At 75.6% G+C, this 15,588-nt stretch carries 17 protein-coding genes; 7 read left to right on the forward strand and 10 right to left on the reverse strand.

The genetic code is table 11. The annotated features are described in order from the left end of the window. The 3 genes from treY to OKX07_RS09375 form a co-directional block, all read right to left on the reverse strand. On the reverse strand, positions 1-2,520 hold the full coding sequence (gene treY, locus OKX07_RS09365; RefSeq protein ID WP_265631600.1) for a malto-oligosyltrehalose synthase: 2,520 nt from the start codon (positions 2,518-2,520) through the stop codon (positions 1-3). Next, positions 2,517-4,709, reverse strand: coding sequence for a glycogen debranching protein GlgX (gene glgX / locus OKX07_RS09370; protein ID WP_265631601.1), 2,193 nt, complete (start codon positions 4,707-4,709; stop codon positions 2,517-2,519). The genes treY and glgX overlap by 4 nt, the downstream gene beginning before the upstream one ends. A gap of 78 nt (positions 4,710-4,787) precedes the next feature. Next, the gene (locus OKX07_RS09375; RefSeq protein WP_265631875.1) at positions 4,788-5,579 is read right to left on the reverse strand and encodes a transglutaminase-like domain-containing protein; all 792 of its coding nucleotides are present in this window, start codon (positions 5,577-5,579) and stop codon (positions 4,788-4,790) included. A gap of 177 nt (positions 5,580-5,756) precedes the next feature. Between OKX07_RS09375 and OKX07_RS09380 the strand changes: the two genes are divergently transcribed. The 3 genes from OKX07_RS09380 to OKX07_RS09390 all read left to right on the forward strand — a co-directional run bounded on the left by OKX07_RS09380 (position 5,757) and on the right by OKX07_RS09390 (position 7,851). Next, positions 5,757-6,932 (forward strand): glycosyltransferase, encoded by a 1,176-nt coding sequence (locus OKX07_RS09380; RefSeq protein WP_265631603.1) that lies wholly within the window; start codon positions 5,757-5,759, stop codon positions 6,930-6,932. 70 nt (positions 6,933-7,002) lie between these two features. Next, positions 7,003-7,533, forward strand: coding sequence for a hypothetical protein (locus OKX07_RS09385; RefSeq protein ID WP_265631605.1), 531 nt, complete (start codon positions 7,003-7,005; stop codon positions 7,531-7,533). A gap of 48 nt (positions 7,534-7,581) precedes the next feature. Continuing rightward, positions 7,582-7,851 (forward strand): DUF6457 domain-containing protein, encoded by a 270-nt coding sequence (locus tag OKX07_RS09390; protein ID WP_265631606.1) that lies wholly within the window; start codon positions 7,582-7,584, stop codon positions 7,849-7,851. Here the strand turns inward: OKX07_RS09390 and mobA are convergent. Genes mobA through OKX07_RS09415 form a run of 5 tightly spaced genes read right to left on the reverse strand, consistent with a single transcriptional unit; the run spans position 7,823 to position 11,298 of the window. Next, on the reverse strand, positions 7,823-8,476 hold the full coding sequence (gene mobA, locus OKX07_RS09395; protein ID WP_265631608.1) for a molybdenum cofactor guanylyltransferase: 654 nt from the start codon (positions 8,474-8,476) through the stop codon (positions 7,823-7,825). The two genes, OKX07_RS09390 and mobA, sit on opposite strands and share 29 nt — an antisense overlap. Then, a complete protein-coding gene (locus OKX07_RS09400) occupies positions 8,473-9,192 on the reverse strand; it encodes an ATP-binding cassette domain-containing protein (protein ID WP_265631609.1) in 720 nt (239 codons plus the stop codon). Before OKX07_RS09400 ends, mobA begins: the two co-directional genes overlap by 4 nt. Further along, positions 9,189-10,058: an ABC transporter permease gene (locus OKX07_RS09405; protein WP_416220869.1), complete on the reverse strand. Its 870-nt coding sequence runs from the start codon at positions 10,056-10,058 to the stop codon at positions 9,189-9,191. The genes OKX07_RS09400 and OKX07_RS09405 overlap by 4 nt, the downstream gene beginning before the upstream one ends. Before the next feature lie 23 nt (positions 10,059-10,081). After that, the gene (gene modA, locus OKX07_RS09410) at positions 10,082-10,903 is read right to left on the reverse strand and encodes a molybdate ABC transporter substrate-binding protein (protein ID WP_265631613.1); all 822 of its coding nucleotides are present in this window, start codon (positions 10,901-10,903) and stop codon (positions 10,082-10,084) included. Continuing rightward, complete coding sequence (locus OKX07_RS09415; protein ID WP_265631614.1) at positions 10,900-11,298, reverse strand: TOBE domain-containing protein; 399 nt, start codon at positions 11,296-11,298, stop codon at positions 10,900-10,902. The genes modA and OKX07_RS09415 overlap by 4 nt, the downstream gene beginning before the upstream one ends. Before the next feature lie 111 nt (positions 11,299-11,409). Here OKX07_RS09415 and OKX07_RS09420 point away from each other — a divergent pair, with 111 nt between their 5' ends. Beyond that, entirely contained in the window at positions 11,410-11,865 is a 456-nt protein-coding gene (locus OKX07_RS09420) for a molybdenum cofactor biosynthesis protein MoaE (RefSeq protein WP_265631616.1), read from the forward strand. A gap of 6 nt (positions 11,866-11,871) precedes the next feature. Here OKX07_RS09420 and OKX07_RS09425 read toward each other — a convergent pair whose 3' ends face one another. Then, positions 11,872-12,165 (reverse strand): MoaD/ThiS family protein, encoded by a 294-nt coding sequence (locus OKX07_RS09425; protein WP_265631617.1) that lies wholly within the window; start codon positions 12,163-12,165, stop codon positions 11,872-11,874. Between the two features lies 1 nt (position 12,166). Beyond that, positions 12,167-13,216: a GTP 3',8-cyclase MoaA gene (gene moaA / locus OKX07_RS09430; RefSeq protein WP_265631619.1), complete on the reverse strand. Its 1,050-nt coding sequence runs from the start codon at positions 13,214-13,216 to the stop codon at positions 12,167-12,169. A 117-nt stretch (positions 13,217-13,333) separates the two neighbouring features. Between moaA and glp the strand changes: the two genes are divergently transcribed. The 3 genes from glp to OKX07_RS09445 are packed head-to-tail and all read left to right on the forward strand — an operon-like array spanning position 13,334 to position 15,559. Next, positions 13,334-14,584 (forward strand): gephyrin-like molybdotransferase Glp, encoded by a 1,251-nt coding sequence (glp, locus tag OKX07_RS09435; protein WP_265631621.1) that lies wholly within the window; start codon positions 13,334-13,336, stop codon positions 14,582-14,584. Then, a complete protein-coding gene (gene moaC / locus OKX07_RS09440) occupies positions 14,581-15,060 on the forward strand; it encodes a cyclic pyranopterin monophosphate synthase MoaC (protein ID WP_265631622.1) in 480 nt (159 codons plus the stop codon). Before glp ends, moaC begins: the two co-directional genes overlap by 4 nt. Then, entirely contained in the window at positions 15,053-15,559 is a 507-nt protein-coding gene (locus tag OKX07_RS09445) for a MogA/MoaB family molybdenum cofactor biosynthesis protein (protein WP_265631624.1), read from the forward strand. The genes moaC and OKX07_RS09445 overlap by 8 nt, the downstream gene beginning before the upstream one ends. Positions 15,560-15,588: the final 29 nt, after the last annotated feature.

Raw genomic sequence — 15,588 nt, forward strand, 5'->3', positions numbered from 1 at the left:
TCACACCGCCTCGCGCACCAGCAGCGCCACGGGCAGCCTCTCGAGCACGTCCGCGACGCGCTGCACGCCGCCGCGCACGGACCGGTCGGCCAGCACGTCGTGCCACGCGCCGTCGGGCAGCGCGAGCGTGTGGTCGGACCACCCGCCCAGGCGCTGGACCGCGGCGGCGATGCGCGTCGCGACGACGACGACACGCGGCTCGCCCGCGATCGTGCGGGCGTACGCCATCGAGTGCCCCGACGAGTGCGGCAGGGGCACGAACCCCGCGTCCGGCCCGACGAACGCGTCGGAGACGTCCCGTCGCACGCGCAGCGCGCGCGACGTCACCAGCATCTTCTCGTCGGCCAGGGTGCGCGCACCCGCCCCCTCGTCGAGCCGCGCCAGCCGCGCGGCGAGCGCGGCGACGTCGACGGGCCGGCGGTTGTCGGGGTCGACGAGCGTGGGCGTCGGCACCTCGCTGCCCTGGTAGACGTCGGCGACGCCCGGCAGCGTGAGCTGGACGAGCTTGGTGCCCAGGGTCGCGGCGCGGACCGCCTCGCGCGTCTGGGCGTCCCAGTCGGTGAGCAGGGCGAGCACCGCGGGATCGGTGCGGGCGCGCCGGGCGGCGGACAGCACCGCCTGCTCGTACGGCTCGTCCGGCGCGGTCCACGACGTGTGGGACTTCGCCTCGCGCACCGCCTTGGTCAGGTACTCCTCGAGGCGGTCCTCCTCGATCGGGCCGTCGTCGGTCCACGTCCCGGCGAGCGTCTGCCACAGCAGGTACTCGGTGCGGCCGTCGAGCAGTGCGCCGCGGTACGGCGCCGACGCCCGGCGCAGGTCGTCCACGAGCACCGCCCACTCGTGCGGCAGCTCGGAGAGCACGCCCAGGCGCGCACGCGTGTCCTCGCCGCGCTTGGTGTCGTGCGTCGACAGCGTCGTCATGCCCAGCGGGGCGGACGCCTGCGCGTGCGTCGCCCACGCCGCGAGGTCGGTCGGTGTGGTCGCGAAGCGGGCGGGCTCCCCGCCGACCTCGCACAGCCCCACCAGGTGCGTCCAGCGGTAGAACGCGGTGTCCTCGACGCCCTTGGCCATCACGGCGCCGCAGGTCTGCTGGAACCGGACCACCAGCTCGTCGCGACGCGGGTCGCGGGTGCGTCCCGCGGACCCGGCCTCGCGGCTCAGCAGCAGGTCGAGCAGCACCGACATGGTCGCGTCGCGCTCGCTGCCCAGGCGACGTCCCGCGCGCAGCGCGGCCGCGGTCAGCACGGACGTCGACATCGGCGGCGCCGGCTCACCCGGCACGACGTACGCGCGGTAGCGGTCGAACGCCACCAGCAGCTCGACGAGGCACTCCTCGAGGGCGCGCCACGTGTGGTCGCGCAGGCGCAGGTCGTCGTGGCAGATCTCGGCCGCCAGGTTCGTCAGCCGGTGCACCTCGGCGTAGAGGGGGCCGTCGACGACCTCGCGCTTGGCGGTGTGCTCGACGGCCTCGAACGCGTCCGACACGTCACCCGTCAGGCGGTGCATGACCGACCCGAGCAGCGCCGCGCCGCCGGGGTCGACGAACGTCTGCTGCACGCGCCACAGCGCCTCGTACCCCGTGGACCCGGCGGTGGCCCAGTCGTCGGGGAGCTCCTCGGTCCCCGCGAGGATCTTCTCGACGACGACCCACGCACCGCCCGTCGCCTGCCGCAGCCGCTCGAGGTACCCGGCCGGGTCGGCCAGCCCGTCGGGGTGGTCGACGCGCAGGCCGTCGACGACGCCGTCGTGCAGGAGCCGCAGGATCAGGCGGTGCGTCGCGTCGAAGACGTCGGGGTCCTCGACGCGGACCGCGACGAGGGTGCCGACGTCGAAGAACCGGCGGTAGTTGAGCTCCTCGTCCGCGACCTTCCAGTACGCGAGCCGGTAGTGCTGGCGCTCGACCAGCTCGGCCAGCGGCAGCGACTCGGTGCCCGCGCGGACGGGGAACACGTGGTCGTGGTAGCGCAGCACGGTGCACGTGCCCGCACCGGGGACCTCCTCGCTCACCACCTGCAGCTCGCCGCGCGCGAGCACGGCGCCGATGCGGTCCCCGAGGACAGGCATGAGCAGCGCACCGTCGCCGGCGGACCAGTCGACGTCGAACCAGGCGGCGTAGGGCGACGCCGGCCCGTCGGCCAGCACCGACCACAGCGCGCGGTTGTGCCACGCCGGGGTCGGCACCGCCATGTGGTTCGGCACGATGTCGAGCACGAGGCCAAGACCGGCGGCGTGTGCCACCTCCGCCAGGCGCCGCAACCCCGTCTCGCCGCCGAGCACCGCCGCGACGGTGTCGTGGTCCACCACGTCGTACCCGTGGGTCGAGCCCGGCGCGGCCTCCAGGACGGGGGACAGGTAGACGTGCGTGACGCCGAGGGACGCGTAGTACGGCACGCGTGCCGCGACGTCGTCGAACGTCAGGTCGGCGCCGAGCTGCACGCGGTACGTCGAGACGGGCACGGGGTGCCCGTCGAGCACGGACCGCCGCCCGGGGACGGCGCGCTCGGTCGTGACGTCGCTCACCCGTGCTCCCTGGCGGCCCGGCTCGCCTCGCGCGCCGCGACCGCGGCCGCGCCGCTGCCCGACGACGAGGGCATGTCACGCTCGGGGGGTCGCGTGAGCAGCACCATCGAGCGCGGGGCGAGCGTCACCTTGCCGCGTGCCCGGATCTCGCGTCCCGGCCGCACCTGGGAGTCGGTGTCGAGCACCGCCGTCCACGCCGCGCCGTACTCGGTGCCGGGGAGCTGGAACTGCTTCTTCTCCCAGTGGCTGTTGAACAGCAGCAGGAACGAGTCGTCGACGACGTCCTGCCCGCGCATGTCGGGCTCGTCGATCGCGTCGCCGTTGAGGAAGACCATGACCGCGAAGGCGTGGTCCGAGCTCCAGGCGTCGTCGGACATGTGCCCGCCCGTCGGCGTCATCCAGGCGATGTCGCGCAGGTCGGACTCGCCGCCGTGCTCCGCGGCCCCGGCGAAGAACCGGCGCTGCCGGAACACCGGGTGGTCGCGCCGCAGGTGGATGACACGCCGCGTGAACTCCAGGAGGGACTGCCGCTCCTCGTCGAGGTCCCAGTCGACCCAGGTGATCTCGTCGTCCTGGCAGTAGCCGTTGTTGTTGCCGCCCTGCGTGCGCCCGATCTCGTCACCGTGCGCGATCATCGGGACGCCCTGGGAGAGCAGGAGCGTGGCGAGGAAGTTGCGCTGCTGACGGGCGCGCAGCTGCGTCACCTCGGGGTCGTCGGTCGGGCCCTCGACGCCACCGTTCCAGGACCGGTTGTGGCTCTCGCCGTCCCGGTTGTCCTCGCCGTTGGCCTCGTTGTGCTTGTCGTTGTACGACACCAGGTCGCGCAGCGTGAAGCCGTCGTGCGCGGTGACGAAGTTGATGCTCGCGATCGGTGCGCGGCCCGTGTGCTCGTACAGGTCGGAGGAGCCCGTGAGCCGGCTCGCGAACTCCCCGAGGGTCGAGGGCTCGCCGCGCCAGAAGTCGCGCACGGTGTCGCGGTACTTGCCGTTCCACTCGGTCCACAGCGGGGGGAACCCGCCGACCTGGTAGCCGCCCTCGCCCAGGTCCCACGGCTCGGCGATGAGCTTGACCTGCGAGATGACCGGGTCCTGGTGGACGAGGTCGAAGAACGCCGACAGGCGGTCGACCTCGTGGAACTGGCGCGCGAGCGTCGCGGCCAGGTCGAACCGGAACCCGTCGACGTGCATCTCGGTGACCCAGTACCGCAGCGAGTCCATGATCAGCTGCAGGACCGCGGGCGAGCGCATGAGCAGGGAGTTGCCCGTGCCCGTCGTGTCGAAGTAGTGCGACGGGTCGTCGTCGACCAGGCGGTAGTAGCTCGCGTTGTCGATCCCGCGGAAGCTCAGCGTCGGGCCCATGTGGTTGCCCTCGGCGGTGTGGTTGTAGACCACGTCGAGGATGACCTCGATGTTCGCGGCGTGCAGCGCCTTGACCATCGACTTGAACTCCTGCACCTGCTGGCCGGTGCCCGCCATCGAGGCGTAGCCGTTGTGCGGGGCGAAGAAGCCGATCGTGTTGTAGCCCCAGTAGTTCGACAGGCCCCGCTCCTGCAGCGACGGGTCGTTGACGAACTGGTGGACGGGCATGAGCTCGATCGCCGTGATGCCCAGGCTCGACAGGTGGTCGATGACCGCGGGGTGACCCAGTGCCGCGTAGCTCCCACGCATCTCCTCCGGGACCGCCGGGTGCAGGCGCGTCAGGCCCTTGACGTGCGCCTCGTAGAGCACCGTCTCGTGGTACTCGTGCTCCGGCGGCCGGTCGTGGCCCCAGTCGAAGAACGGGTTGACGACGACCGACGTCATCGTGTGGCCCGCGGAGTCCGACTCGTTGCGTGTGTCGGTGTCGCCGAACGTGTACGAGTACAGGGACGGGTCGCCGTCGACCTGCCCGTCGATCGCCTTCGCGTACGGGTCCAGCAGCAGCTTCGACGGGTCGCAGCGATGCCCTGCCGCGGGGTCGTACGGGCCGTGCACGCGGTAGCCGTACCGCTGGCCCGGTGCGATCGCCGGCAGGTAGCCGTGCCACACGAAGGCATCGACCTCGCGGAGGTCGACGCGGGTCTCGGTGCCGTCGTCGTCGACGAGGCAGAGCTCGACGCGCTCGGCGACGCCGGAGAACAGCGCGAAGTTGGTCCCCGTGCCGTCGTACGTGGCGCCGAGGGGATAGGGGCGTCCGGGCCAGATGTGCATGGTCCCAGCGTGCCAGTGCGGTGTGACGTCGGCCCATCGAGGCGATGTGCTCGGCGTCACGTCGCGCCTCGCGGTGCGTCAGCCGATGGACACGAGCTCGCGCACGTCGTCGTCGGGCAGGACGTCGACGACGGCCGTGACGACCACCTCGCGGAGCGACGCGAAGCCGCGGTGCACCGACAGGAACGCGGTGTCGGAGGCGTCGCGGCCCGTCGCGATGCGGACCAGCGTGGAGCGCGGGGCGAGGGTCGTCGCGTCGACCACCCGCCAGTGCCCGTCCACGTACGCCTCGGCGACGGCGTGGAAGTCCATGGGGTCCAGCCCCGGCGCGTACACGGCGGCCACGCGGGCCGGGACGTCGAGGGCGCGCAGCAGGGCCACGACGAGGTGCGCGTAGTCGCGGCACACGCCCTGACGGGCCAGCAGCGTGCGCACGGCACCGTCCGTCGGCAGGCTCGAGCCCGGGACGTAGGCGAGGCGCGTCCCCACCCACGAGCTGACGGCGCCCAGCAGGTCGACGCCGGCCACGCCCGCGAACTCGTAGCGTGCCGTCGGGGCCAGGACGTCGGACTCGCAGTAGCGGCTGGGCCGCAGGTACAGGAACTCGTCCGCGGGGGAGCCGGGCTCCTGCTCGGCCCGGCCGGTGACGGTCGCGCTGTAGTCGACGGTCAGGGGGCCGGGGCCGACGTCGAGCACGTGGAGCCGGGTCCCGTGGGGGTCGGCCACCTCCCGTGGCACGACGGGGCGGCCCGCCGAGGTGACGGTCAGCTGCTCGGTGAGGTCGTGGCTCAGCTCCACCGCGACCTCGAGGACGAGCCGGGCGGGTGAGGTGACGTCGAGGGTCAGGTGGGCGGTCGTCTGGCGCTGCACGACGCTCATGGTGGCAGCAGGATGCCCGGTTTGTCGCGCCGAGCGCGTGCCCGTGCCGACCGGTTCTCGAAGCGTTTAGGAGCGTCTGGGCCTACGACGGCCCGGGTCCGTCGGATACCGTGTCCTGACCTTCGCCAACGTCGGCGCAGGCTCGTCGGAGAGCAGAGCGAGGCCCCCATGACCGCATCGCCCGAGCGGCCGGACACCCGTGTGACCGTCATCGTGCCGACGTTCAACGAGGCCCCCAACATCGCCGAGCTGGTCCGGCGCGTGGGGGTCGCGACGCGTGGGCTGCGCGCCGAGCTGCTGTTCGTCGACGACTCCACCGACGACACCGCCGACGTCGTGCGCGAGGTGGCCCGCACGGCCGAGCTGCCCGTGCGCGTCCTGCACCGCGACGAGCCCGTCGGTGGCCTCGGCGGGGCCGTGCTCGAGGGCGTGCGCGCCTCGACCGCCCCGCACTTCCTGGTCATGGACGGCGACCTGCAGCACCCGCCGGAGCTCATCCCGACCCTGCTGGCCCGCGCCCAGGAGCCCGACGTCGACGTCGTGGTGGCCTCGCGCTACGTCGGCGACGGGTCGAGCGCCGGGCTGTCGGGTGTCGTGCGCCAGGCCGTGTCGTCGACGTCGACCGCGGTCACGCGCGCCATGTTCCCCGTGCGGCTGCGCGACTGCTCCGACCCCATGACCGGCTTCTTCGCGGTCCGGCGCGGTGCCGTGGACCTCGAGGCGCTGCGCCCGCGCGGGTTCAAGATCCTGCTCGAGATCCTGGCCCGCCACCCCATGCGGGTCGTCGAGGTGCCCTTCGTGTTCGGCGCGCGGTACGCGGGCGAGTCCAAGGCGAACCTGGCGCAGGGCATCCACTTCATGTGGCAGCTCGCGGGCCTGCGGTTCGGACGCATGTCGCGGTTCGCGATCATCGGCGGGATGGGCGCGGTCGCGAACATCGCGATCGTCGCGCTCCTGACCGGGCTCGGTGCTCCGTGGCTGCTCGCGGCCGTCGTGGCCGCCGAGGCGACGATCGTCGGGAACTTCCTGATGATGGAGCGCTTCGTGTTCCGCGACCTGCGGCACGAGGGCAAGGGCGTCTGGGCGCGGTTCGGGCAGTCGTTCACATTCAACAACGTCGAGACGCTCCTGCGGCTGCCGATCATGGCGCTGCTCGTGGAGTCGATGCACGTCGCCGCCGTCCTGGCGACCGCGATCACGCTGCTCGTCGCGTTCGTCGTGCGGTTCACGTTCCACTCGCGCATCGTGTACCGCCCGCGGGAGTCCAGCCGCCGTGAGCGCCTGGTCGAGCAGGAGGCCGCGCAGGCCGGGCCGCCGCCGGAGCCGTCCACCGAGAGCGTCTGAGGCGTCCCGGGGTGCGCCGGGCGGGCCGGCACCGCAGGATCGAGGTGCCGGCAGCGATCAGGAGGACGCCATGACGCACGAGACCGACCCCCGGATCGACCTCGCCCTGGTGCACTCGTACCTGAACGACCACATCACGGGGGCCAGCGCCGTCTCGGCCCGCGTGATGCGCATGAGCCGCAACCCCGACGCGGGCGACGACGCGGCGGCGCTCGCCCAGCTGGCCCGGGAGCTGCGCGAGGAGCGGGACGTGCACGAGTCCACCGCCCGCGACCTGGGGCTCGCCCTGTCGCGGTGGAAGCACGTCGCCGCGAAGGTCGCGGAGCGCGTCGCGCGGCTCAAGCCGAACGGCCGGGTGCTCGGGCACTCGCCCCTGTCGCTGGTGCTCGAGCTCGAGATCGTGCGCTCGGGCCTCGAGGGCAAGCGCCTGGGCTGGACGACGCTGCGGGAGCATGCCGACGCGCTCGACCTCGACCCGGGACGTCTCGACGCACTGATCGCCCGCTCGCGCGCGCAGGCGGATCTCGTCGAGGAGATGTCCGCACGTGCGCGCCCGCGGGCGTTCGGGTCGCCTGACGCGCACCGTCCCACCGCGGCCTGAGGCTGCCCCCGGGGCAGCGGCCTAGGCTGCGCTGCGGAGGTGGTGACGATGGACGCGCTGCAGGACTGGACGGGACAGGTCGCACCGGCGCTGGGTGTCGACCCGGGGCTGCTCGCCGCGACGGCGGACGACGTGCTCGACATGGTGCGGGAGGTGGCGCACGGCGTGGCACGGCCGGCGGCCCCGCTGACCGCCTACCTCGTGGGCCTGGCCGCGGGTCGCGCGGCGGCGGGCGGCGGCGACCCGGAGGTCGCCGTGCGTGACGCCCTCGCGCAGGTCGAGGCGCTGCTCAGGGAGCGCGGTCCGGGGGCGGGCTGACCGCCGCGGCGTGCCGGCGCGCCGTCGCCAGGTCGTCGGCGTCGTCCACGTCGAGCGCGGTGCGCGCCGCCACCTCGACGAGCCGCGTCGTGAGCCCCGTCGTCAGGTCCCGCGCCCGGCGCCCGTGCGGGGAGTCGGACAGGCGGGCGCGGACCGCGTCGACCCGGTAGGCCGCGAGCAGCGGCTGGGGGCGGCCGTCGGGACCGGCGGCGAGCGTGGCGTCGATGTCGGGGTCCGCGTGCAGGGCGTCCCGCAGCGGTCCGACGGCGCGTCCCGCGAACGGCTGGTCGCCGGCCAGCACGACGACGACCTGCGCGGACGGGTGGTCGGCGAGGCCGGCCGCGAGCCCGGCCGCGACCCCGGCGAACGGCCCGCCGCCCGGCGGGTCCTCACGCGTCCACCGCACGTCGCGCCCCGCGTCCTGCGGTGCGCCGACGACGACCACCGGAAGCGGCCCGACCTCGTCCAGCAGGCGTCGCAGCACGCTGCGCCCGCCGACGTCGAGGGCGGTCTTGTCCACCCCGCCGAGCCGGCGCGCCGTGCCGCCGGTCAGCACGACCACGAGCGCGGGTGCCGGTGCCGCCCCGTCGTGCGCGGCGCCGGACGCGGACCCGGTCGTCGTCATGCCGCCCCCGCCGCGGCGCGGGCGACGTAGGGCGACCCGGGAGCGGCGGCGACGTCCGCCGGGGCGCCGCGCTGGACCTCGTGACCCTCCTCGAGCACGAGCAGCTGGTCGGCCAGGTCCACCGCGTCGCGCAGGTCGTGCGTCACGACGATCGCCGGCACCCCCGTCGCCACGACACGGCGCACGACGTCCCGCACGCGCCCCCGCGTGGCGGCGTCGAGCGCGGCGAACGGCTCGTCGAGCAGCAGCGCGCGCGGCACCGCCGCGACGGCCCGGGCCACCGCGACGCGTTGCGCCTGCCCGCCGGACAAGCGGTCGCCCCGGGTGCGGCCGTGCGCCTCCAGACCGACCTCGACGAGCAGGGCGTCGGCCGTGGCACGGGCGTGCGCGGCGCGGACGCCCTGGGCGCGCGGGCCGAAGGCCACGTTCTCGCGCGCGGAGAGGTGGCCGAACAGCAGTCCGTCCTGCAGGGCGACGCCCAGGCGACGGTCCCGCGGCGGCAGGTGCCACCCGGTGGCGGCGTCCGCGAGGACGTCGTCGCCGAGCCGCACGTGCCCGCCGGTCAGAGGGACGAGCCCGGCGACGGCCTCGAGGAGCGTGGACTTGCCGCTGCCGTTGGGCCCCATCACGGCCAGCACGGTCCCCGGGGGCACCCGCACCGCGACGTCGAGGCGGAACGCCCCGCGGTCGACCCGGACCCGGACGTCGAGCGTCATGACGCCCTCCGTGCGGCCCGTGCGGTCCGGGCGGTGGGCGCACCGGGCAGGCCGCCGACCCAGCGACCGCGCAGCGCGACGAGCACCGCGACCGACAGCACGAGCAGCAGCACCGACATCGCCACGGCCTGCTCCGGGGCGGAGTCCATCGCCAGGTACACCGCCAGGGGCATCGTGCGGGTCGTGCCGGGGAAGTTGCCGGCGAACGTCACGGTCGCGCCGAACTCGCCGAGCGCCCGCGTGAAGCACAGTGCTGCCCCCGCCGCGACGCCGGGGGCGACGGCCGGCAGCGTGACGCGGCGCAGGACGTACCCGGGCGACGCCCCGAGGGTCTGGGCGGCCAGCGCCCGGCGGCGGTCGGCCCCGCGCAGCGCGCCCTCGACGGACAGCACCAGGAAGGGCAGCGACACGAAGACCTGCGCGAGGACGACGGCGACCGACGTGAACGGCACGGTCACCCCGAACCAGGCGTCGAGGGTGCCGCCGAGCAGGCCGCGGCGCCCGAGCAGGAGCAGCAGCGCGACACCGCCGACGACGGGCGGCAGGACCAGCGGGACCGTGACCAGCGAGCGGAGCAGCCACGTGCCGGGCAGGTCGTCGCGCGCGAGCAGCCACGCCAGCGGGACGCCCACGACGAGGCCGACGAGGGTCGCGCAGGTGGCGGTCAGGAGCGAGAGGCGCAGCGCCTGCAGCACCGCGGGGTCGGCGAGGAGCGCGGGGAGCGCCTGCCAGGGTGTCGCGAGCAGCAGCGCGATCAGCGGGAGCACCAGCACCGCGACGCCGAGGGTCGCCAGGGCGACCAGGACGACGGTGCCCGGTGCCGCGCGGGGCCGGTGCCGGTGGCGCGGGCCCTGTGGCCCCGCCATCGCGGCGCCGTCGACGGGGGCGCTCACGGTGCGCCGAACCCGGCGTCGGCGAACGCCTGCCGGCCGACGGGGCCGCGCAGCAGCGCGACGAACGCTGCGGCCGCGTCGGGGTGCGCGGCGCCGGGCAGCGCGAGGGCCGGGTGGTCGGTCGTGGCGCGGGCGTCGTCGGGCAGGTCGAGCCCCTCGACGGCGTCGCCCGCACCGATCACGTCGGTGCGGTAGACGAGGCCGACGTCGACCTCGTCGAGCGTCAGGCGCGTCAGGACGGCCCGCACGTCCTGCTCGAGCGTGTCCGGGGTCGCGACGACGCCCGCCTGCTCGAGCACCTGCGCCGCGAGGACGCCGCACGGCACGTCGGGCGCGCACAGGGCGACCGTCAGGTCCGGGTCGGCGAGCGCGTCGAGCGACGTCACGCCGCCGGGGTTGCCCGCCGGCACGGCGAGCTGCAGCCGGTTGGTCGCGACGACGACCGGCGCACCGCCGACCGCGTCGGTCACGGTCGTCATGGTCGCGTCGCTCGCGGTGATCAGGACGTCCGCGGGGGCCCCGGCGACGACCTGACCGGCGAGGGTCGAGCTCGCCGCGAACCCGGTCTGCACCGTCAGGCCGGGGTGCTCCGCCTCGAACGTCCCGACGAGGTCGGTGACGACGTCCGTGAGGGAGGCGGCGGCCAGGACGACGAGGGTGCCGGTGAGGGCGCCGGGGGAGTCGGTGCTGCGTCGACCCTCCGACGCCGGCGGGACGGCCGGGGCGGCCGGCACGCAGCCGACCAGCGCGAGCAGGGCCGACGCGAGTGCGGCCGTCACGGGCACGACGAGGGGCAGCCGGCGGGCGCGCCGCGTCACGGACGCTCCACGTGCTCGACGGCCACGTCGGTCGCCTTCACGGAGGCCACGGCCACGACGCCCGGCTCCAGGCCGAGCTCGTCCGCGGCCTCCCGGCTGATGAGCGAGACGACGCGGTACGGGCCGGCCTGGATCTCGACCTGCGCCATGACGGTGTCGCGCACGACGCGCGTGACGATGCCGCGCAGCCGGTTGCGCGTCGAGCGGTGGCCGCTGCCGGGCTCCGGGCCCGTGCCGAGCCCCTGCGCGAGCTGGGCGAGCGCGACGCCGTCGACCTCGTGGGCGCCCGACGCGGCACGCGTCGAGGCGAGCCTCCCGGAGTCGATCCAGCGGCGCACGGTGTCGTCGCTGACGCCCAGGAGCGTCGCGGCCTCGGCCACGCGGTAGGTCGGCACGACGCCAGGATAGGCCCCGGCGCCGCACCTGCGGTGGCGAACCGGGATCGCGACCGCAGATGCGGGGGAGGCGTCGGTGTCCGCTCGGCAGCGGCGACCTAGGCTGGGGTCGTGACCACCGACGACTCGCGCCTGCGCGCACCGGCACGACGGGTCGTGCTCGCCCGGGTGACCACCGACCCCGTCGACGTCGACGCGCTCGCCCGGGCGGTCGGCGACGACGCCGCGGGCGCCGTCGTGACCTTCGCGGGCGTCGTGCGCGACCACGACCACGGCCGGGGCGTCACGGGGCTGGAGTACGTCGCCCACCCCGACGCGCAGGACGTCGTGGCCCGCGTCGTCGCCGACGTCGTCGCGCGCAGCCCCGTCGACGCGGTCGCGTGCGTGCACCGCGTCGGCGTGCTCGCCGTGGGGGAGTGCGCCCTGGGCGTCGCGGTGTCCGCCGCGCACCGCCACGAGGCGTTCGCGGCCGCCGCGCTGCTCGTCGACGAGGTCAAGGCTCACCTGCCGGTGTGGAAGCGCCAGGACCTGACCGCCGGCGGCCACGAGTGGGTGGGCAGCGCCTGAGGCGCGTCAGCCGCCCGCGAACGGCGGCAGCACGTCGACGCGACGCGGCGACCCGACGGGCTCGTCGCGGTCGCGGTGCAGCACGCCGTCGACGAGCAGCGCGCACCGCGCCGCGACGTCGCGCAGCGCGGGCCCGTGGCGCTCGCCCAGCGCGTCGAGCAGCGCACCCACGGTCGTGCCGGGGGCCAGGGTCACGTGCTCGCCGTCGCGTCCGGCGGCCTCGGCAGCCGCCGCGAAGTAGCGCACCTCGACGCTCGCCGTGCCGGTCTCCCCGGCCGCGCCTGGGTCCGTCGTCGTCACGTCAGCCTCCGATCGCGCTCATGGTCCGTGCGGGCTGCAGGAACGTCGGGTCGTCGATGCCGTGCCCGGCAGCCTTGCCGCGCATCGCCGCGCGCCACGCGTCGGCGACCGCCGCGTCGTCGGCGCCGCCCCGCAGCAGCCCGCGCAGGTCGTCCTCGTCGCGCGCGAACAGGCAGCTGCGGACCTGGCCGTCGGCCGTCAGCCGCGTCCGGTCGCACGCGCCGCAGAACGGGCGCGTCACCGAGCCGATGACCCCGACGGTCGCCGCCGGGTTCCCCCGCACGTGCCACGTCTCGGCCGGGGCGGCACCGCGGGCGCCGTCGGCCTCGGCCACCAGGTCGAACGCACCGAGCAGCGCGTCGAGGATCTCGCGGGCCGTCACCAGGTCGTCGCGCCGCCACGAGCCGTGCGGGCCGAGCGGCATCTGCTCGATGAAGCGCAGGTGGTACCCGTGGGCGAGCGCCCACGTCAGCAGGGGCACCGCCTCGTCCTCGTTGACGCCGCGCACCAGCACCACGTTGACCTTGACGGGCCCGAGCCCGGCGTCGGCCGCGGCCGCCAGGCCCGCGAGGACGTCGGCGTGCCGGTCGCGGCGCGTGATCGTCGCGAACCGCTGCGGGTCCAGCGAGTCGAGCGAGACGTTCACGCGGTCGAGCCCCGCGGCGGCCAACGACCGGGCGCGCTTGTCCAGGCCCAGCCCGTTCGTCGTCAGCGCCGTGCGCACGGGTGCGCCGTCGGCGGTGCGCAGCGCGGACGTCGCGGCGACGATGCCCTCGAGCCCGCGCCGCAGCAGCGGCTCACCGCCGGTGAACCGCACCTCGCGGATGCCCAGCAGCTCGACGCCGATGCGCACGAGACGCACGACCTCCGCGTCCGTGAGCACCGTGTCGCCGGGCGCCCACGGCAGCCCCTCCGCGGGCATGCAGTACGTGCAGCGCAGGTTGCAGCGGTCGGTCAGGGACACCCGCAGGTCGGTCGCCACCCGGCCGTACCGGTCGGTCAGTCCCCCCTCGCGCGGCGCCGCGGCGCCGGCGGCGCTCACGGCTCGCATCCCGCGATGATACGGAGCCCGACGGCGGGACCGTCCACGGGACCGCGACCCGGACCCCCGCGCCGGCCACGACGAGCGTCGGGCAGGCCCGCGACGGCGCGGCAGTAGGTTGGGCGCATGGCCGATGTCCTCGCCGCCGCCGCCGGGCTCCCGGTACGCCTCGTCCGCTCGCTCGACGAGCACGCCGCCGCCGTCCTCGCGCTCGCGGGCCCGCTCCCGCCGGTCACCGTGCCGCTCGCGGACGCGCGGGGACGCGCGCTCGCGAGCGACGTGCGCAGCGCCGTCGACCTGCCGCCGTGGGACGGCTCCGCGATGGACGGGTACGCCGTGCGCGCCTCCGACCTGCGGCCCGGTGCGGTGCTCGACGTCGCCGACGACGTGCCCGCGGGGGACACGCGCACGCTGCGGGTCCCGGCCGGGGTCGTCGTCCGCATCATGACCGGCGCCCCCGTCCCGGAGGGCGCGGACGCCGTCCTGCCGGTCGAGCTGACCGACGGCGGCACCGGACGCGTCCGCATCGACCGCGTCGTCGCGGCCGGCGCGCACATCCGGCGCCGCGGCGAGGACGTCCGCGCCGGGGACGTCGTGCTGCAGGCCGGGGACGTGGTCGGTCCCGGTGCGGTCGGCCTGCTCGCCGCCACCGGCCACGCAGAGGTCGAGGTGCACGGCCGGCCGCGCGTCGCCGTGCTGTCGACGGGCTCCGAGCTCGTCGCCCCCGGGCAGCCGCTGCGGCACGGGCAGATCCACGAGTCCAACGGCCCGCAGCTTGCGGCGGCCGCGGCCGCCGCCGGCGCGGACGTCGTCGACGTGGTCGTCGTGCCCGACGACGTCGCGGCCGTGCGCGCCGCGCTGGCCGACCTGGGGACGCGCGCCGACGTGGTCGTCACCACGGGAGGCGTGTCCGTCGGCGCGTACGACGTGGTCCGCGACGCCCTGCTCGCCGACGGCGGTGCGCAGCTCGTCCACGTGCGCATGCAGCCCGGCAAGCCGCAGGCCGTCGGGGTGCTCGCCGACGGCACCCCCGTGCTGGCGCTGCCCGGCAACCCCGTGAGCTGCTTCGTGTCCTTCGAGATGTTCGTCCGGCCGCTGCTGCGGCGCATGCTCGGCGCGCGCCACGTGCACCGACGCGCGCTCACCGCCACGCTGGCCTCCGAGATCCGCTCACCCGCCGGGCGCCGCCAGCTGCTGCGCGCCCGCCTCGACTGGTCGACGGGCTCACCCGTGGCCGTCACCGTCGGCGGACCCGGGTCGCACCTGCTCGGCGCGCTCGCCCGCGCCGACGCGCTCGTCGACGTCCGCGAGGACGTCACGCACCTGGCCGCGGGAGCGCCCGTCGCCGTCATCGACCTCAGGGAGCACGACGCGTGACCCAGCACGACCGCCTCACCCACGTCGACGCCCGCGGCGCCGCCCACATGGTCGACGTCGCCGACAAGGACGTCACCGTCCGCTCCGCCCGCGCGACGGGCCGGCTCGTCACGACGCCCCAGGTCGTCGCGCTGCTGCGCGGCGAGGGCGTGCCCAAGGGCGACGCGCTCGCGGTCGCCCGCATCGCGGGCATCCAGGCCGCCAAGCGCACGCCGGACCTGGTGCCGCTGTGCCACCCGATCGCGATCCACGGCGTGAGCGTCGACCTCGAGGTCGTCGACGACGGCGTCACGATCGACGCCCGCGTCCGCACCGCCGACCGCACCGGCGTCGAGATGGAGGCGCTGACGTGCGTCGCCGCCGCCGGCCTGACCCTCGTCGACATGGTCAAGGCCGTCGACCGGGGCGCGCACCTCACCGACCTGCGGGTCGAGGAGAAGACGGGCGGGCGCAGCGGGACGTGGACGCGTGGCTGACGCCGTCGACGCGCCGGTCGCACCGGTCGCGGTGGTCGTGACCGCGTCGGACCGCGCCGCTGCGGGGCAGTACGACGACCGGTCGGGCCCCCTGCTCGTCGACGGCCTGCGCGGGCTGGGCCTGCGGGTCGACGACGCCGTCGTGGTGCCCGACGGCATGCCGGTGGAGCGCGCGCTGCGCCGCGCGGTCGCCTCCGGCGCGGCGCTGGTGGTCACGACGGGCGGCACGGGTCTGGGCCCCCGGGACCTGACACCCGAGGCGACCCTGGCGGTCGTGGACCGGGTCATCCCCGGGATCGCCGAGGCGCTGCGGGCCGACGCGGTGCGCCGTGGGGTCCCCGCCGGGGTGCTCTCGCGCGGCGTGGCGGGCGTCGCGCAGCGCACGCTCGTCGTCAACGTCGCGGGGTCGACCGGCGCCGCACGGGACGCGCTCGAGGTGCTGGCGGGCATCCTGCCGCACGCGCTGTCCCAGCTCGCGGGCGGCGACCACACCACCTGAGCGTGGGCGCTCACGCGCTGAGCGTGGGC

The organism is Cellulomonas sp. S1-8 (assembly GCF_026184235.1).
Classification (GTDB): Bacteria; Actinomycetota; Actinomycetes; order Actinomycetales; family Cellulomonadaceae; genus Cellulomonas.

What these genes read in the sequence shown, in the direction of transcription:
- glgX (WP_265631601.1), bottom strand. Translation starts at nt 4,709, where the DNA reads ATGCACATCTGGCCCGGACGCCCCTATCCCCTCGGCGCCACGTACGAC.
- OKX07_RS09380 (WP_265631603.1), top strand. Translation starts at nt 5,757, where the DNA reads ATGACCGCATCGCCCGAGCGGCCGGACACCCGTGTGACCGTCATCGTG.
- OKX07_RS09385 (WP_265631605.1), top strand. Translation starts at nt 7,003, where the DNA reads ATGACGCACGAGACCGACCCCCGGATCGACCTCGCCCTGGTGCACTCG.
- OKX07_RS09390 (WP_265631606.1), top strand. Translation starts at nt 7,582, where the DNA reads ATGGACGCGCTGCAGGACTGGACGGGACAGGTCGCACCGGCGCTGGGT.
- mobA (WP_265631608.1), bottom strand. Translation starts at nt 8,476, where the DNA reads ATGACGACGACCGGGTCCGCGTCCGGCGCCGCGCACGACGGGGCGGCA.
- OKX07_RS09400 (WP_265631609.1), bottom strand. Translation starts at nt 9,192, where the DNA reads ATGACGCTCGACGTCCGGGTCCGGGTCGACCGCGGGGCGTTCCGCCTC.
- OKX07_RS09405 (WP_416220869.1), bottom strand. Translation starts at nt 10,058, where the DNA reads ATGGCGGGGCCACAGGGCCCGCGCCACCGGCACCGGCCCCGCGCGGCA.
- moaA (WP_265631619.1), bottom strand. Translation starts at nt 13,216, where the DNA reads ATGCGAGCCGTGAGCGCCGCCGGCGCCGCGGCGCCGCGCGAGGGGGGA.
- glp (WP_265631621.1), top strand. Translation starts at nt 13,334, where the DNA reads ATGGCCGATGTCCTCGCCGCCGCCGCCGGGCTCCCGGTACGCCTCGTC.